The organism is Flavobacterium procerum (assembly GCF_042431625.1).
Taxonomy (GTDB): Bacteria; Bacteroidota; Bacteroidia; order Flavobacteriales; family Flavobacteriaceae; genus Flavobacterium; species Flavobacterium procerum.
Window position 1 is genome coordinate 135,920 of record NZ_JBHLYW010000007.1, and the last position, 17,294, is coordinate 153,213.

Here is a 17,294-nt window from a genome sequence, read left to right on the forward strand (position 1 = left end):
AAAAACAGTATATAAAAATGGGTTGTACATCAATTTCAAAAAGCCGTAAGTTAGCTTGTATGTCAGGTATGGCAGGGGTTAAAGCGGTGGGGGTTGCATCTTTTGACAGCTTAAACCGTCTTTCTGTAACTGGTGCGGGTGTAACTACTCTTGCAACAGTATTCAGCGGTTCAACTATCGCAAGGTTAGAACTTAAAAACACAACTGTTAACTATTTAGAAACTGCAACAATGGGGGGTGACAACCGCTCAACATCGGTTGTTGGTGATATTCCTTGTGTATTCAATGTTGCAAAAGGTACAGACTTAGAAACAGTAAAATTAATAAATGAACTTATCAAAGGTGAGGTTGTTTTGTTCTTAGAAAAGAATGACGGGTCTATAGTGGCGGCTGGTTCTCAGTTCGGAGCGGTAGCGACTACAGCCACAGACCAAACGGGTGGAGCTATCGCAGACTTAAACGGTTTTACGGTAACATTCCATACAGAGGAATCAGAGTTTTCAAGAAACTACGTGCTTTCTTCAACTGCTTTAAGCGACTATGCAACAGCAATCAAACCTTACGTGTAAGCTAAATAATTAATCTAATAAAATAAGGCAGGCAATTAATATGCCTGCTTTTTTTTTAATAAAATCAATATGAAAGTTATCAAATTAAACCAGTTGGAGCAATTCAACTGTATACCTAGACAATATCCAAATTCAACGGACGAATTAAGCGTAAAGCTTAAGAATGAGTTAACCAATACTATGATTGATTTGGTGTTTACTTTTTCGGTTACAGCTTCATATTTAAGTATAGCAATTACAGACGTTCCCGCAGATTTTGAAAGCGGTAACAGGTACGAGATTACTATAAGTAACATAACGAATAACAACAACTTGGTTTACTTAGGTAAGCTATTAGTTGTTGACGAAAATACGGACGTACAAAACTATGAGTACAAACAACAAAGCAACAGCCGTTACGAGTACTAACAACTTCGCTTTCGAGGCAAACGTTTTAATGTCGGCTTTTCAGCCAATCGACATAAAGCCAGCTTACGGGCGCAAATGGGTAACGAACGGTATAAATAACGGAAACTATAAACGTTATATCGATGCTTACGACGACAGCCCAACCAATGCAAGTATCATTAACGCTTTTGTTAACTACATCTACGGTTGCGGATTATATGATATAAACGGGCAAAACATAAAGAAATACATATCAGATGAAGACGTATTGCTTTTATGCCAAGATTACAAGCTATTTGGCGGTTATGGAGTGCAGATTATTTGGTCACTAGCAAAGAAACCGCTTAGAATCGAACGAATTGACATTGCAAAGCTTGCCGTAAACCTAGATGAAAAGAATAATATCAACGGTTATTGGTATTCTTGGGACTGGTGTGCACAATACAAGTACCGCCCTGTGCTTATACCAGCTTATACTGGTGTTTACAAAGGTAACGACTTAGAAATACTAAGCGTTAGAAGACCATCGAGAGAGCCGTTTTTCCCAGTTCCTGACTACTTGGCGGGTATTCCTTGGGCTAACGTTGAAGGGCAGCTTGCTAATGCTGGTAAAAACCACTTCTTAAACGCAATGAGCGTGTTAACGGTGGTAAACTATAATAACGGTCGTATTCACGAAAAAGAGGTTGCAGAACAGCAAGCAAACAACGTAAGAAACAAAATCGTAGGAACTGACAATCAAAGTGGAGTTTTAGTATCATTCAACGAGGGACTAGAAGAGGCTACAACAGTTGACCAGCTTTCACCGCCTGAGCTTAACCAGCAAAACGTTTTTTATTCAGAAGAAGCCGAAAGAAAGCTAATTGTTGCGCATTCCGCACCACCTATTTTATTTGCTGGGTCAAACACTGGTAACGGATTCAGTTCTAATGCTGACGAAATCGCAACGGCAACCCGTGGTTTATTCAGAAGACATATTAACCCAATGCGTGAGGTAATACTTAACGGGTTGAATAAGGTTTTTAATGTAATCGATTCAAGTATTGAGCTGGATTTTGAAGACTTCAAAGAAGAAACCAAACTAGAGAACACCAACAATTCTACACGTTCGCAGGACTTGGAAAATATCAACCTTATTAATAAACCTGAAAACAATAACGAAGCGCCTAAAATCATTGAATAATGGCAAAGCAAAAGATATTAATCAAACCTAACACTATTAGTGAAACGGTGGGCTTTGGTGGTAACATCGACCCTGACCAGTTAGCACCAAGTATTGTTATTGCCCAAACTACGCAGTTAAAGAGAATCTTAGGAATAGACTTATACAATAAGATTTCAACTGACTATGCAGCTGGAACACTTGACGGGGTTTACTTAACGATTTACACCGATTACGTAATCGATATGCTATCGTTTTTCTCTTGCAGTATTTATTTATCAATAAATGCAAGCAAGACAACCAACGCAGGAACTTACAAAGTCGGTGCTGAGGGTTCGAGCAACACACCGCTAAATGAATTATCGATAATCGGCAAAACATACGAATCAATCGCAATAAGCTATGAACAGAACTTTTACAAGTTCATAGAGAAAAACCCAGTACCTGAGTACGGACAAAATAACGAAGACAAAAACACAACCAACCTAATTGGCTGGTACTAATATTTTATGGCTCAAAAGCATATTAATACATCAACACCGAACGACAACTTAGGTGATACACTTAGAGACGCTAATATCAAATGTGAAGACAATTTCACAGAGTTATACACCAATAAGGTTGATAAAATCAGCAGTAAAGGTCTTAGCACAAACGACTATACTACAGCCGAAAAAAACAAGCTTGAGGGTATTCCAGCAGATGCTGAAAAAAACGTACAATCTGATTGGTTAGATAACGACACAGCAAGCGACGCTTATATTAAAAACAAACCTGATATTCTTACGTCGGTTGAGTGGGGTGATATTACGGGCGATATTACAGACCAAGCCGATTTACAATTGGCTTTGGATTATAAACCATCATTCGAATACGTTGACGCTAAGATAACACAGACAATCAACGAGGCTACAACAGGATATGCACCAAGTGAGGATGTTGTTTACAATGCTTTATTATTAAAACAAGACATAAGCGAAAAAGACCAGGCTAACGGTTACGCTGGGTTAGATAGTGCGGGCAAAATCCTTACTTCGCAGTTACCTAATAGCGTAATGGAGTACAAAGGAGTTTACAACGCTTTAACAAATACGCCTACGCTGGTTGATGGAACAGGAAACACAGGAGATGTTTACCGTGTTACGGTTAGCGGTTCAGGAGTGAACAATTTAAATTTCGTAGTTGGTGACTATGTTGTATATAACGGTACGACTTGGGAGAAACAACACTCAGGAGCGGACAACGTAGTTAGCGTGTTCGGTCGTGCTGGTGTGGTTACTGCTATGTCAGGCGACTACACAACTGCACAAGTAACTGAAACAACAAACAAGAACTACCAAACAGATAACCAAAAGTTGTATAATGATGCGACAAGTTCAATTCAAACACAGTTAAACGGTAAACAGGCAACTATTACAGGGACAACAAACGCAATTCCAAAGTTTACAGGACTTTCAACATTCGGGAATTCGGCAATTTCTGACGATGGTACAAACATATTGATTACGCAAAACACAAGGATTACGGCTAGTATTCCAACTTTGTCACTTGTAAACTCGGCATCTTCACCAATTAACAAACGTTGGGACGTAAGAGTTAGCGGGAGCGATTTATTTTTTACTGAGGCAGGAGTTAGCAACCCTATGAGCATACAGGCAGGGGGTAACGTTGGTATCGGTACAATCACGCCAGTTGGTAAACTGAATGTTAACACAGGTCTTTCAGGTATTACGGTTGATGTGTCAGGACAAACAGAGGGTACAATCTCATTTGCCAATGGTGGTGGTAGTTCAGCAGTTCCAACACTTGTTGGTAAATCGTCAAATAATGCAGGATTACAAATTATGGCGGGTGTAAATGAAAGCAACCCAAGTCCTGATATGATTTTAAATACTAGAAGCACAACAGGTCTTGACTTTACAGGTACAACAGGAACAGCGTTTCGTTTTACAAGATACGCAACATCTTTGGTTGATATTATGCGTAACGGTAACGTTGGTATCGGTACATCTTCGCCAAGTGCAAAATTACATATCGTCGATGTTAGCGGTGGGACTTTCTTTGATGGTTCAAACGCAACATATAACCGTTTTAAATCAACTGGGGTTGCTTCAACAACTGGTAAAGATTTATTGATTACTGCACAAAGTGGCGGTACAAATCCCGACTTATATTTAACAACTAACGGACGTGTAGGTATTGGCGTTACTTCACCAGTTGGAAGGCTGGATATTAACACGGGTGCTAGTGGTTTATTTGACGTTTCAGGACAAACAAACGGTAGTGTCTCAATTGGTAATGGAAGTTCGAATAGTTCAGTTCCTATTATCGTGGGAAAAAGTAATGATTCGGTAGGTTTGTGTGTTATGACTTCAACTAATAATACAAACGCAAACCCTGATATGCAGTTTGATATTAGAACAAATGCGGGTGTTGATTTCTCAGCGACAACCTCAGTAGGTTGGAGATTCTCACGATACAACAATACACTTATTGATATTCTTAGAAATGGTCAGACAACGTTTAGCGGCCCAGTATTTGCACCGACAGCAGCGTCAGGAACTAACAACACACAAGTTGCAACAACTGCGTTCGTTTTGGCAAATTCAAATAGTATTCCACACTTGGAGTATAACATAACAGACAAAACAGTTTGGAACAACGGAAAAGCCAACAACGCAGGTGATACTTCTTTTGGTGAAGGTGCTTTAAAATCGTCAACAACAAACGTAAATTCATTTAACACAGCTTTCGGTTACAATGGTCAAACACTTCTAACAAGTGGTCTTATTAATACGTCAGTTGGTTACAATTGTATGAGCTCTTTAATAACTGGTACAGAGAATACAGCAGTTGGAGGGAACGCATTAAGAGATGTAACGGGAAGCGGTAACGTTGGTATTGGTTCGTCTGCTGGTCGTCAGGTTACGAGCGGTTTCGGTAACGTTGCAATTGGTGCGCAAGCATTATCATATAACGCAACTGGAGGGCAGAACATTGCGATTGGTTCAAGTGCTGGTCGTTATGCTGGTACTGGTACAAGTGTTACAAATGGTAGTAGTTCAGATTCTATCTTTTTAGGTGCAAATGCGGCCCCAGCAGCTACAGGACAGACAAATCAAATCGTTATTGGTACGGGTACAATCGGTAGCGGTAGCAATACAACTGTAATTGGTACAACTTCAACAACTGATACTTATATTTATGGAAGACTTAACGGTATAAAAAAATATGTTGCTTTGATTACTCAAACAGGTACAAGCGCACCGACGGTAACAGTACTTGAAAACTCAATCGGTGCTATCGTATGGACTAGAAACGCAACAGGTACTTACTACGGAACATTAACGGGAGCTTTCACAACAAACAAAACTGTGATGAAATTAACAATGGGTATTCCTTTAGGTTCTAGTACAGCAGAGACGTTACACGCTTACTATACTAGTGCAAACATTATTACTATAAATTCAAGACAAAACGGTACTTCGGCTGATGGTATGCTGACACAGGCAAACGTTGAAATTTCGATTTACCCATAATCTATAAAACTTTAACACGGGCGGGCGTTTACGTTCGCCTTTATTGAAACTATAATAACCATAAACGAAAACAAATGAATATAGAACAACTAGCGTTAACGGTTATTTCTTTGCTAATCTCAGTAATTGGATATTTTATTAAACAATTATTTGAAAAGATACAAAAGCACGATACTATGATTAACGAACACACAACATCAATCAAAGTAATCGAAACCGAACATAATACACTTAACAACCGTATAGATGATTTATTTACGGCAATAAAAGAACTTAGCCAAGAGATTAAACAACTCTCAAAAGAATTAAGCAAGAAAAAAGATTTATAATGATATTCCTAAACTACATAAAGAAACTAATTGAATACAACTCGAATCCATCTAGTAAACGCTTTATTGGTTTGGTGGCTGGATTAAGTTTATGCGCTTATATGTTTGTTTTTCCAAATGAAGCTGCCAATAATTCGGTTCTTATACTTGCATTAGGTGCATTGGGAATCAACGCAGCTGAGAAACTAATAAACATCAAAAAAAAGTAAATGAAGAAAGAAATTTCAACGGAAGTAAAAGACCACTAAAGTAAAGCGGCCCAAACTTAAGCAGACAGCCCAGCAACAACAGATGCGTAGTAAGTTCGTAGATTCTTTACAAAGTTTCTAAGAATTGAAATCATAATCAAAATCTTTGTTTATAAATTAAAAATAACAAAGTCCGGCACTCGCCGGACTTGTTTTTAAATATGTATTTACTCTTGATTTTCCTGCGAATTTTTGGCAATTAGATGTTCCGTTAGTTCATTTACTTTATTAATTACACCATTTGAAATATCTGCGTGTTTATTTTGAGTTACTAATAAGTTAGTTAAATCTCTAAATATTTCTGTAATGAGTCTTAATAATATCGTAAAAGTAAAAAAGAAACATAATAATAAAAATGGTAAAGTCTCACCAAAAGTCAAAGTCTTATAATAATTAGCTATAATAAAGTTAACTATTGTAAAAACTGGAAAAATATAATAGATAGAGAAAAAGATAATTTTTCCTAATGTAATTGATGCAATATAGTTATAAGCTTTATTAATCGACTCTATTTTTAAGCTTAAAAGCTTTGTTATTAATAAAAAAACTAGACTGCTCAAAACCCCTGTTATTATTGTGTCAGCATTTTTTAAAAACCATTCTGCCATAATTGTTATAAAGTATTTAGTTGTAATTACAATAGTACAAATCTTATATGAATTTTAAAATTATAAATTAGCTCCTAAGAGTTCTCGAAATTCTGTTCTTATCGCAATCATTATCGGTTGAATGTTGTTGTTAAGTCTTTGATAAGATGATACCGTATTCTTTTTAACTTCTCTATGAGGAAATACTAATTTGTTAACAGGATGGTTTGGGTTATAATCAATAGAAATTTGAAAAGATTCTTCTAAAAACTCAGCAAGCATTGATTCAAGATTTTCACTAAAAAAAATTAAATTATCATCGATGTATCTAACAACCTCCTCGTTAGAAGCTAAGAAATTTTTATGTAATTTTTCCTCGTTTTTTTCAAACGTTGTATCTCTAGGGATAAGTTTAATTTCAGCAACGAAAAGACCCAAATCGTTTCTACACTTATTTAGTAATGCGTAAGTTTCTTTTAATACCTTAAAACGCTCTTCGTGTAATTTGGTAAACTTGAAATTTTCCTTTGCTTTTAGTGAATCCAACTCACTTTGAAATTTTGCGATTTCTAATGAATGTTCTTTTTTGACGCTTTCAAGTTTCTTGTCAAAAGTGCTTTGAATTCTTCCTTCAGTAATTCTTGTTACAATTCCTGCAACCAAAGTCGCAACAATTGAAGAGCTGAGAATAGTAGTTAATACGTTTTCCATACTGCGAGATTTTTAACAAATATAATCAATCAATTTAAGTTAAATTATAGCCAAAACAATAAGACCGAAGAAAACAAAGTGACTAATGCTTTAAGAGCTGCCATTTCAATTTTTGATTCCTTTTCCATCTCTTTGAAATGGTTCTGCATTTCTACTCTAATATCTAAATATTGTTCTTCAAGCGATTTTTTCATTTTTACTCATTTTAGAAATATAAAGTAAATAGCAAAATTTTTAAAATCATTACGGTTTTACGTAACCTTAAAAAGAAGTATTAAAAAATGAAAGTGTTATTTTAATTGTTTTTCTTTGGAGAAGCTAAAATTTAATCTACTTATGAAAATAAAAGGACTTACAGTAATCTTTGTTTTAACATCGATAATTACATTTTGGATAAACTTTATAGATTTTAAGTTTAATGCATTTTGGATATTTTCAAATAAAGCTGATAAAGCTGAAACGGTAATTGATAATCTTTGTTTGTCCTATATTGCGGGTTATATTTTTTATTTCTTAAATGTTTATTTAGTTGAGAAACAAGAAAAAAAATCTATTTTACCATATATTTCTTTTAAAACTAATCTTATTATTAGCAACAGTAATCATATTATTAAAGTCTTGAAACAAGATGTGCATTTAAAAGAGTTTTATCCAGCCCTGAAAGAATTTGAAGAACTTTTAAAATATGATAATGTAAAGGATTTAAAAATATACAATTATGAAAATCATAATTTAGTATCGTTTTTAATGATTAGAAGAAATTCTACCGTGAAAACGATTAATAAAATTTTGAAGTCAGGAAAACACGTTGACGATGAATTAAAATCAATTTTATTTAGTTTAAAAGATTCTTTATTCTTGAAAAAAGGTTTTGCTTTTAATTTACCAACATTTGACATTAAAAAATTTCCTGACTACGACTTAGTATTTTTTAAATATTTCCAAGATATTGAAAGGCTTGATTTGTATTTTCATAAGAACTTTAAAAAGTATTATTTGTTGAATTATCCTAAACACTATCGCAGAAAATTAGCTGGCAAACTTAAGTGTTAAATAAGTTTAAGTTTGCTTACTTCTTTGAACAGGGTAGCACGCTCTGCTAAGCCTAGTAGCCCCCCGTTGATTTTCTTCGTAACCCGCTTGATACTTAAGTTGTTGTCATCATCTATGACAGCATTAATCTTATTCGTTTGCCAGTACCATAATGCGCTTACCAACGCATTAATTTCGCTTAATAATGTTTCGGGTTCTGTTAGTATTTTTTCGTCCTTTAAATGCTTAGAAAACGCCTCATAGTTATTGCGGCCAGTTAGCTGGATAAACCCACGACCACGATAACGCCAGCCGTCGCCGCTTTCAACGTCACCGTTTTCCATACGGTCAGCATAAACCAAGTTTGCTATCTTTTCGGGTTGGCGTTGATATTGCTTTGCCATCTCTAAATCTTTAAAGTATTTAGGAAAAATTTTTAAAAGCCGTTCAGCTGAGTAGCTGAGGTTTTCGGTTCTTGGCACAAGCTTGCTTTCGTGGTAAAGTTGCGACCAAAAGTGTGCTCGTCTGATTTGGGTATCTACACCGTAACGATTAAGTACGCTATTGTATTTGGTGTTTAATTGTTGTATTAATTCATTCAATTGTTTTTAAAGGTTAATAGCTTCGTTATTTTTTAGCATCATTGAAAGCTTATCTATTATTTTAGCATTTGGGTCGAATGAGTTTTTAGGATAGCTGTTGCTTTCAAAATCAGGAATTAGGTTTGTAATATCCCAAAACCTTGGTTTGTCCGTATTGTTGTAAAAATTGATGTAATGAATGTAGATAGATGCATTTGGATATTTGAGTTGTAAAAGTCTTTTGGTTTCAAATAATCCTCTGATTTTTATTTCTTCAAGAATCCAAGTGTCGTACTGATTGTCGCTTTTGCTTCTGTTTTTTATTTCGCCAATTACCATATCTCTAGTTGTTCCAGTATAATAGCTGACATCCCAAGAAGCTGATGTAGTTTCTGAAAATTTGTTTATATCCCAGTCAGGTTGTTGCGTTATTTGGAAGTCACTGAATCTTGCTCGTCCAATTGCTTCATCTTTCGAGATGCTTCGGTTTATTTCGTTTGCTGTCATAATCTATCGTTTATTAATAAATATATGCTACAAACGAAAAAATTAAATAGTAAGCGAAATTTTTTTAAATGAAATCTAAAATAAAATAAGCCAGTAAATAAATGCTGGCTTATTTATTATATGGAATTGAAAAACGATGTTATTGCAGTGAAGAAAGTCTTTTGTTTTTCTTGACGTGTTGGTTCGGCTGGTTTACTTTCGGTAACACCTGAGCTAACAACGTACGCAAATGTTTGATTGTTGCCTAATTTTGGTTGGCTGGCATCAGACCCGACAACATAGATAGGTGGGGTAGGTGCTGGCGGTTTTCCTGCGTGTGAATCTTGAATATCTTGTATCAACGATTGGCGGTTTTTGTTTTCCCACACCGTACACCCAATTAACGTACCGTTGATGTATTTGTATTCTAAGCAGTTATTGTTTTTAAAGATGTACTTGTAAACGATTCCAGTTTCGAAATACATTGCAATCATACTTTTGTAGTATCTTATTCTAATTGTTTTGTTGTGGTCGTTTAATACATAAGTTACGAGCTTGTTCTTGTTGAATTTTCTTTTCATTCATACCTTTTATTATTTTTCGTTATTGATGTGCCTGCTCGGTTGATAGCAGGTCTTTTTTTAACTCTTGAACCTTTGACCAAAAAGCGTCAAAGTTATCAGCTGGCAAGCCCATAACCCTAGATGTTACTTTGGGCAAGTCCATAAACCGCCTATCGGTTAGGCTGTGAAAATCGGCTGGTGTCATTGTATCGCCAGCTTTAGAATAGTAAAACTTAGATTTGTAGCGTTCGAACATTAAAGTCTTTTTTGGGTCGGTCTGTGCTATCTCAACTTTCTCAGGCTCTTTGGTTAGTTCTTGTGTTTCGGCAGGTGTTGATTGTTCTATTACAACTATTGGTATCGAATCAGGTTCTTGGGTATGCTCAGTCGTTGAAGCAGGTTTACTTTCAGCTGGGGTTTTAATCATAGCTATCAATACATCTAAATCGACACTTAATTTTGTAGAGCTACCACCATCAACACCGTTAAAGTTTGATTTGTGGTTGGTGATGATTATTTTTTCTTTGCTTAGTTTGGTAACTCTGTTTTTTACGGTTTGATAGCTTATGTTTAGAATATCGGCTATAGTTTCGTATTTCATTTGAAAAGGTTTGCCGTTATCTTGGTAGGATAATATCAACTCGATTAATTGCCTATCGGTAGGTGAAAGAGTTTTTATGTAGTTTAATATTGGATAGCTTCTAATAAATCGTATTCCGTTATGTTGTTGTTGAAGCTGTTCTAACTTGGTTAGTTGTTTTTGTGTTGTCATTCATTTTTATTCTAGTATTTGTGTTATGGTCTAGTTTTTTACTTGGACTAGAAGCTGGCGGGAGCTACCCACCAGCACCAAGGTTTTTGAAATCTTTGCTGATTTTTACAATGGTACTTCTTAAATTTCAATAAGTCAATAATTTCTAACTATAATATTTTATTATGTTGTTATAATATATAGTTATGGTTGGAATTGTTTTGTTTCTTGTCTTAAATAACTATTTGTATTTCGAGGTACTCATTTGAGTACTTGTTGTTTTAATCTCGGTACTTGTTAGAGTACCTGTTTTATGTCTTGGTACTGATTTGAGTACCTCTTGGTACTCATTTGGGTACTGGTTGGTACTTGTTTGAGTACGTCATAATAAGATAACTATATAAGAAATAATAAAATACTATATAATAAATATACACTAGTTGAAGAAAGTTCAAGTTGTTTTATAGATAAAGGAAAAAAATATACTTCAACGATAATCTTTACTTCAACGCAAAGCTGGTCGATACTTGTCATAAAGTACTATGACAAACAAACACTTCAACGTGCTGAGCCTATTCGACGGTATGAGCTGTGGACAATTAGCGTTGCACAAAGCAGGAATAACACACTTCAACTACTTTGCAAGTGAAATCGACAGATACGCAATACAAGTAACACAATCCAACTTTCCAAATACTCAACAGCTTGGAAGTGTGCACAACATCAACGCAAAGGACTTACCCAGCATCAATTTACTGCTTGGTGGGTCGCCTTGCCAAAACCTAAGCATTACCACCATCAACAATATTAAACACAACGGAGGGCTTGCAGGTGATAAGTCTAAGTTGTTTTACGAGTATCTGCGAATCCTCAACGAGACCAAGCCCAAGTATTTTCTCTTTGAGAATGTTGCTAGTATGACGAACGCAAACCGTGACGTAATCAGCCAAGCGCTAGAGTGCGAACCAATCAGGATTAACAGCAATCTGACAACTGCCCAAGACCGTGACCGCTATTATTGGACAAACATACCAGTTGCGGCCCAGCCAATAGACAAAGGGATTGTTTTAGCGGATATTGTGGAGCAAAACCCAGCATCCAAGTATTGGTACGCTCAAAGCTTTGATTATCTTGGAGACAACGAAAAGGTACAAGCTACATTGCATATCAAAGGTCACGACATCTTAAAACGTGTTTATAATCTCAAAGGCAAATGTGGAACGCTTACGTGCTTAAAAGGCGGAAATCACCAAAAGAAAGTATTGCAGGACGGAAAACCAAGGAAATTGACACCGTTGGAGTATGAGAGACTGCAGAACGTACCCGAGGGTTACACGTCAGGGGTCAGCGATACCCAGCGTTACAATATGTTAGGAAACGGCTGGACAATCGATGTGATAGCCCATATTTTACAGGGGTTGGTAAAATAATATAGGAAAAAGTTGCGTATTTCGGATAAAATACGTACCTTTGTTGTATTCGAATTAAAAATTTATAGAAAGCGCACTATAAGTCCGAGACAAAGATATATAACTTAATTGAGTTACCAAAAGAAATTCATATAAATTTATATAAAAAATAAAATTTTAACATTTTAAACCAAAAATAAAGTATGAGTGAAATTAAATTGAACAAACATCAAGAGATGTTTATCGCAAATTTGCGAAAAGGAAAAACATTTGAAATTCCAAATGTTAAGCATTATATGGAACAAGCAGAATTAAATGATTTGTCATTTTACGAAACTATTAGGAATTATGGTGGTAAGCCGATTGTAAACCAAAACTTTGAGGATAAAGTAACTTCAATGATTATCAATTTCAATAGTCCAATTGTGAAGGTTAAATCTGATTTTTCAAGAATTACGAAGAGTCGTGTTGAAGAAATGGTTAGTGCGGTATATGGTGGTAGTTATCATTTGAAAGGTGAAGATATGGCGAAGGACAATCATATCGTTATAACCAACGATGATAAAGAAGAAAGTGTTTACTTGGGAAATTTGATAAGTCAGTTTCTTTTTAAAGATTAAATCAATTTGCAAGGTCTAAAAGCCTTGCTGGTTGCAAGGGCAGTAAAACTGCAAAGTAAGTATTATTAATTAAAATTAGATAAATGGCAGAAAACAGTAAGATTGAGTGGACAAACCACACTGCAAACCTTTGGTGGGGATGCACAGAAGTACACGAAGGGTGTACAAATTGCTATGCGGGTAAAATCGCAAAGCGAGTAGGTAGCGACGTTTGGGGAAATGATAAACCTAGACGAATGATTAAAAGCGTTTGGACTGAATTTGAGAGATTTCAGAAAGAAGCTGAAAAGAAAAACGAAATACATAAAGTTTTCGTTGGGTCAATGATGGATATTTTCGAAAAATCGATGTCATTGGTAGACCACAAAGGCAATCCTTATGTGGAAGGTGAGGCAGAATTTTGGAATACAGGACAGTTAAGAGATAAGTTCTTTAATGAAGTTGTTCCGAATTCGCCAAATTTGATGTTCTTGTTATTGACCAAAAGACCGTCAAACATTAGTAAGTACATTCCTGAGAACTGGAAGCAGAATCCACCGAAAAATGTAATGTTTGGAACGTCACCAGTAAATCAAGCAACTGCTGATAAGCTTATTATTCAATTATCAAAGGTAAACGGTCAGAGATTTTTATCTGTTGAACCTCAATTGGGTAAAGTTGATTTAATGGCAAAAGCTAATGATGGAACAGATAGAGTGCTGCTTGATTTGGTGGACTGGGTAATCTGTGGAGGTGAGAGCGGAAATAAGAGAAGACCGTTTAATACAGACTGGGGCAGAATTTTGCGAGACGACTGTAAAGCAAAAGGAGTTCCGTATTTCTTTAAGCAGATTGACAAGGTGTTGCCAATTCCTGAGGATTTAATGATTCGGGAATTTCCGAAAAGTTTTGAAATTCAGGAAATCGATGAATCAGAACAGGTTAGATTAGCAAGCTAATGCAGTAATCAAAAGGAGAAAGAACCATCTCAACCACTCAATCGAAAAGCAAGCCAAGCAATTAATTAGTATTAATTAAAATTATTGAGTATGGCAGAAAACCCAACAGAAGATGAAATAAGTCACGAGCTGGAATAGAAATTCCAGGAATTAAAAGAGCTTCGTAGGAGATAAAATGAGTAAGTTAGTATTTGGGCTTATCTTTGAAAATATCTACCTTATGAGATTCGTTTAATCCGATTCTAGTTATTTCGATAATGTTCTTATCCACTGCAATTTCAAATTTTTCATCAAAATCATAAAATAAGTTTCCAAGATTATTAATGAAACGTTCTATTTCGTTAGCAGAATAGTTTTCTAATTGAACATTTATAGTTTCATCTAATTTTAAATCGTTTTTGATGTAATTAAGAATTTCAATATTAAATTGTATTCCTGTATTTTCGAAATTAATTCTTTCTTTTTCAGTGTAATGAAAGGTTCTTCTCATTTTTTTTAAAATATTATTATTTATATCTGCAAATTTAAAGTTTAATATTTATACTACAAAATCTATGAAATTTCCTGTAATAAAGATTAAATTTGATGACAACTAAAAAAGATAGCCAATGTTACAAGACCTAAAAATCCAAAAGTTAATATCTAAGTTGCAAATAAGCAGTAAACCACAATTGTTACCAGTTAAGGTTGAATCGTTTTCTATGTTTTTAAATTGCTATGGAAATGTGGAGCAGAAAATCAAAAAAGATGGCGGAAGAATTCGTTATGGCTGGCAAATACATTTGAAAGAGCTTTTATGTGAGGCAGAACATCACGCAGTTTGGGAAAATGAAAAAGGTCAACTGATTTGTATCACTCCAAACCAAGATAATAAAGAACAGATTCTTTTTTTCTTAGATGATGAAAAGGTTTGGGAGGGCAAAAATATTGGAAATGTAAGGGTTAATGCGACAAATAATGAATTGGTTGACGAATTTATAAAGGTATGTGATGCACTTGATGTATTGTATAATTTTTCAAATCGTGTAAATGATTTTGAATTAAAGATTAAACCCGATATAGCAAAAATAATAGCCGACTTTGAATATACAAAAAATGTATACTATACCCGTATTGTCTATGGTGATACTATTAATAGTCCTTGTTTTTGTAAGAGCGGAAAAACCTATTCTAATTGTCATAAGATTGCATTACCGTCGCTTATTGAGCAATATATGATAGATGTCAAACGGATTTACGAAAACAATTAAAGTTTTAAAATTATTTTTTTTCTTCACCCGAATATTTACTTTTTTGGTTTTGTAAACTATAATTTTATAGTTGAAGTAGAGTTTTAATTCATAAACCGCTTTAAAAAAGATTTATAGAATGATGTGCCACAATACGGTGCATTTTTTTATGCTTTTTATGTGTGCTATACAGGATAAATACAAAGCATACAATTTAAATGCCAGTAAAACCGCTGACAATAAGGATTGACAAAGGAAATAATTGTTTGTTTTTTAGGGTAAACCCTAACACGATATAGAAGTTATTTATAACTTTGTTTCAATTCAATCAAAAAATGAAAAAGTTATGATTGCTAAATACATTAGAATCTCAGATAAGAGCCAAAATATAGAGCGACAAGCCAATGATACCGACAAGTTGTATATTGATGTTATAAGTGGTAAAACTAAGTTTACAGACAGACCAAAAGCCCAGCAGTTAATGCAAGATATTGAGGCTGGTTTGGTTACTCAGGTGACGGTGCACGAGGTGTCGAGGCTTGGGCGTAATCTGCTGGACATACTCGAAACACTAGAGTATATGACCAGCAAAGGCGTTAATGTCTATGTTCATAATATTGGAATGCATTCATTAATTGATGGTAAAGAATCGGGAGCGTTTAAGATGGTTGTTACAATCTTAGCTAATATCGCAGAGCAGGAACTGAATACACTCAGGGAACGACAAGCAGAAGGTGTGAGATTGGCTAAGGAGAAAGGTGTTTATAAAGGCAGGGAAGCAGGTAGTAAGTTTACGCCAGCAGAGTTATGCGGTAAGCATCCCGATATTATCAAATATCTTCAACGTAGAGCTAAACAGAAAGGTAAGTCTTATAGTGTTCGAGAGATTGCCAGCATCACCAAGAAGAACCCAAGTACTGTACAAAGAGTATCTAAAGCGTTCCAAGAGCTAGGTGGTAAGTTCTATTATAATAAACTGGTTGACCCGTTCGCTTAACTAGCATACTGAACATCAAAATAAAAAATGAGTCCTTAGCTGGGCTTATTTTGCTTCAAGACTTTGGTGATTTCGGTGTTTTCGGGATTTTGGAACAGGCATATAGCTCAATCCCGCCAAGTAATAAAAATGAAAAAATTTAGTACTGTTACAATTTTCTTTTATCTAAATTGTCTGGAACTTCGTATATCTCGACTTTTAGTTTATTTTTATTCCAAGAGTAAAAACTATCGTATCTTTTCCATCTGTTTATATCAAATTCAGTTTCAGAGAAGTTTTCTCTTTTTTTTAGCATTTCAATATAAGTTGACGATGCATTAAAAAGCCCATATCCTTGCATATGTACTTTAAAAATAATCGAATTAAACTCTTCATCGGTTAAAATATAATTATTGCAGAGTTCCGCTGTTGCTTCGCTTATGGTTTGAATTGATTCATTCCATCTTGAATCAGTTGAAAAAGTTGCAAATACTTTAGTGAAATAATCTTCCAGTTCATTAAAGGTTTTGCTTCGAAGTTGCAATTTCTTTATTCTTTTATCTATTAATGGGATTAGGTTATTCTTAATTAACTTTCCTCCTTTTGATACACTTAGACCTATTTTTTCATCTTTTATATTTGTAATTGAAAGTAGTCCCCAATTTAATAGTTCTGCATCAACACTAAAATTACGACCAAATTTGTCCTTAACAAATCCTATTAAATCTTTTATTATACATCTTTCTACTATTGAACAGCACAAAAGAAATTCATCATAAGAAATCTTTGCTTTTAAATACTGATTAAATAAACAACCAATTATTTCAGATTTGTGGTGGTCGTCGCATTTGTCTATTATATATAAAAGTTTTTCACCAACTTTTATATTATATTCATCAGAGGTTTCAATATCATTAATCATTTTTTGTCTTTGCTCAGCGGTAGTTGAATCTAAGCTGGATAAAAAAGACCATATCTTTTTTAGAAATAGTTTATCTCTAATGTCGCCACCTACTTTTATCAGACCAGTTAAAGTTCCTAGGATTGGAAAATCTTTCAGTAGTCCATCTTTTAGTGCTGAATCAATAGATAACTCAGTTAGCTCTTTTGTAACATCCTGTAATTTTTCATTTTTAATGACTTCAACTAATGCGGTTCCAATATTCTCCATTTACAT

The 17,294-nt window shown here is 34.7% G+C and carries 22 protein-coding genes; 13 read left to right on the forward strand and 9 right to left on the reverse strand.

From position 1 onward, the window contains the following. The first annotated feature begins 17 nt into the window (after positions 1-17). The 7 genes from ACFFLS_RS06100 to ACFFLS_RS06130 all read left to right on the forward strand — a co-directional run bounded on the left by ACFFLS_RS06100 (position 18) and on the right by ACFFLS_RS06130 (position 6,195). Complete coding sequence (locus ACFFLS_RS06100) at positions 18-569, forward strand: hypothetical protein (protein WP_379685653.1); 552 nt, start codon at positions 18-20, stop codon at positions 567-569. 69 nt (positions 570-638) lie between these two features. Next, positions 639-977, forward strand: a complete 339-nt coding sequence (locus ACFFLS_RS06105) for a hypothetical protein (protein WP_379685654.1) — start codon at positions 639-641, stop codon at positions 975-977. Next, complete coding sequence (locus ACFFLS_RS06110; protein WP_379685655.1) at positions 937-2,139, forward strand: hypothetical protein; 1,203 nt, start codon at positions 937-939, stop codon at positions 2,137-2,139. Before ACFFLS_RS06105 ends, ACFFLS_RS06110 begins: the two co-directional genes overlap by 41 nt. Next, positions 2,139-2,621 carry a DUF6712 family protein gene (locus tag ACFFLS_RS06115; protein WP_379685656.1) on the forward strand — a complete coding sequence of 161 codons (483 nt, stop codon included), beginning with the start codon at positions 2,139-2,141 and terminating at the stop codon, positions 2,619-2,621. The genes ACFFLS_RS06110 and ACFFLS_RS06115 overlap by 1 nt, the downstream gene beginning before the upstream one ends. A 6-nt stretch (positions 2,622-2,627) precedes the next feature. Then, entirely contained in the window at positions 2,628-5,657 is a 3,030-nt protein-coding gene (locus ACFFLS_RS06120; protein WP_379685657.1) for a beta strand repeat-containing protein, read from the forward strand. A gap of 74 nt (positions 5,658-5,731) precedes the next feature. Beyond that, the gene (locus ACFFLS_RS06125; RefSeq protein ID WP_379685658.1) at positions 5,732-5,986 is read left to right on the forward strand and encodes a hypothetical protein; all 255 of its coding nucleotides are present in this window, start codon (positions 5,732-5,734) and stop codon (positions 5,984-5,986) included. Beyond that, the gene (locus ACFFLS_RS06130) at positions 5,986-6,195 is read left to right on the forward strand and encodes a hypothetical protein (RefSeq protein WP_180856499.1); all 210 of its coding nucleotides are present in this window, start codon (positions 5,986-5,988) and stop codon (positions 6,193-6,195) included. The genes ACFFLS_RS06125 and ACFFLS_RS06130 overlap by 1 nt, the downstream gene beginning before the upstream one ends. A gap of 206 nt (positions 6,196-6,401) precedes the next feature. Here ACFFLS_RS06130 and ACFFLS_RS06135 read toward each other — a convergent pair whose 3' ends face one another. From ACFFLS_RS06135 to ACFFLS_RS06145, 3 genes are read right to left on the reverse strand one after another with little or no spacing between them, the layout of a single operon-like run. Further along, positions 6,402-6,842, reverse strand: coding sequence for a hypothetical protein (locus ACFFLS_RS06135; RefSeq protein WP_379685659.1), 441 nt, complete (start codon positions 6,840-6,842; stop codon positions 6,402-6,404). 60 nt (positions 6,843-6,902) lie between these two features. Next, complete coding sequence (locus tag ACFFLS_RS06140; RefSeq protein ID WP_180856497.1) at positions 6,903-7,532, reverse strand: hypothetical protein; 630 nt, start codon at positions 7,530-7,532, stop codon at positions 6,903-6,905. 44 nt (positions 7,533-7,576) lie between these two features. Next, positions 7,577-7,726, reverse strand: coding sequence for a hypothetical protein (locus ACFFLS_RS06145; protein WP_180856496.1), 150 nt, complete (start codon positions 7,724-7,726; stop codon positions 7,577-7,579). Between the two features lie 142 nt (positions 7,727-7,868). Here ACFFLS_RS06145 and ACFFLS_RS06150 point away from each other — a divergent pair, with 142 nt between their 5' ends. After that, positions 7,869-8,585 (forward strand): hypothetical protein, encoded by a 717-nt coding sequence (locus tag ACFFLS_RS06150; RefSeq protein WP_379685660.1) that lies wholly within the window; start codon positions 7,869-7,871, stop codon positions 8,583-8,585. Here ACFFLS_RS06150 and ACFFLS_RS06155 read toward each other — a convergent pair. The 4 genes from ACFFLS_RS06155 to ACFFLS_RS06170 all read right to left on the reverse strand — a co-directional run bounded on the left by ACFFLS_RS06155 (position 8,582) and on the right by ACFFLS_RS06170 (position 10,966). Beyond that, positions 8,582-9,166, reverse strand: a complete 585-nt coding sequence (locus ACFFLS_RS06155) for a glycoside hydrolase family 19 protein (RefSeq protein WP_379685661.1) — start codon at positions 9,164-9,166, stop codon at positions 8,582-8,584. The genes ACFFLS_RS06150 and ACFFLS_RS06155 overlap by 4 nt on opposite strands. A gap of 6 nt (positions 9,167-9,172) precedes the next feature. Further along, a complete protein-coding gene (locus tag ACFFLS_RS06160; protein WP_379685662.1) occupies positions 9,173-9,652 on the reverse strand; it encodes a hypothetical protein in 480 nt (159 codons plus the stop codon). A gap of 116 nt (positions 9,653-9,768) precedes the next feature. Beyond that, a complete protein-coding gene (locus tag ACFFLS_RS06165; RefSeq protein ID WP_379685663.1) occupies positions 9,769-10,212 on the reverse strand; it encodes a hypothetical protein in 444 nt (147 codons plus the stop codon). Positions 10,213-10,234: 22 nt separating this feature from the next. Beyond that, a complete protein-coding gene (locus tag ACFFLS_RS06170; protein WP_379685664.1) occupies positions 10,235-10,966 on the reverse strand; it encodes a hypothetical protein in 732 nt (243 codons plus the stop codon). Positions 10,967-11,487: 521 nt separating this feature from the next. Between ACFFLS_RS06170 and ACFFLS_RS06175 the strand changes: the two genes are divergently transcribed. The 3 genes from ACFFLS_RS06175 (at position 11,488) to ACFFLS_RS06185 (ending at position 13,912) form a co-directional block, all read left to right on the forward strand. Beyond that, entirely contained in the window at positions 11,488-12,375 is an 888-nt protein-coding gene (locus ACFFLS_RS06175) for a DNA cytosine methyltransferase (RefSeq protein WP_379685665.1), read from the forward strand. Between the two features lie 182 nt (positions 12,376-12,557). Next, positions 12,558-12,974: a hypothetical protein gene (locus ACFFLS_RS06180; RefSeq protein WP_180856489.1), complete on the forward strand. Its 417-nt coding sequence runs from the start codon at positions 12,558-12,560 to the stop codon at positions 12,972-12,974. Positions 12,975-13,057: 83 nt separating this feature from the next. Then, positions 13,058-13,912: a DUF5131 family protein gene (locus ACFFLS_RS06185; protein ID WP_379685666.1), complete on the forward strand. Its 855-nt coding sequence runs from the start codon at positions 13,058-13,060 to the stop codon at positions 13,910-13,912. Positions 13,913-14,096: 184 nt separating this feature from the next. On the opposite strand, the gene ACFFLS_RS06190 is transcribed toward ACFFLS_RS06185, so the two are convergent. Then, on the reverse strand, positions 14,097-14,402 hold the full coding sequence (locus tag ACFFLS_RS06190) for a hypothetical protein (protein ID WP_379685667.1): 306 nt from the start codon (positions 14,400-14,402) through the stop codon (positions 14,097-14,099). Positions 14,403-14,520: 118 nt separating this feature from the next. On the opposite strand from ACFFLS_RS06190, the gene ACFFLS_RS06195 reads away from it, so the two are divergent. Together ACFFLS_RS06195 and ACFFLS_RS06200 are read left to right on the forward strand one after the other, a co-directional pair. Further along, positions 14,521-15,162 (forward strand): hypothetical protein, encoded by a 642-nt coding sequence (locus tag ACFFLS_RS06195; protein ID WP_379685668.1) that lies wholly within the window; start codon positions 14,521-14,523, stop codon positions 15,160-15,162. A gap of 325 nt (positions 15,163-15,487) precedes the next feature. Beyond that, positions 15,488-16,138 (forward strand): recombinase family protein, encoded by a 651-nt coding sequence (locus ACFFLS_RS06200; protein WP_379685669.1) that lies wholly within the window; start codon positions 15,488-15,490, stop codon positions 16,136-16,138. Between the two features lie 148 nt (positions 16,139-16,286). Here ACFFLS_RS06200 and ACFFLS_RS06205 read toward each other — a convergent pair whose 3' ends face one another. Continuing rightward, on the reverse strand, positions 16,287-17,288 hold the full coding sequence (locus ACFFLS_RS06205) for a hypothetical protein (RefSeq protein ID WP_379685670.1): 1,002 nt from the start codon (positions 17,286-17,288) through the stop codon (positions 16,287-16,289). Positions 17,289-17,294: the final 6 nt, after the last annotated feature.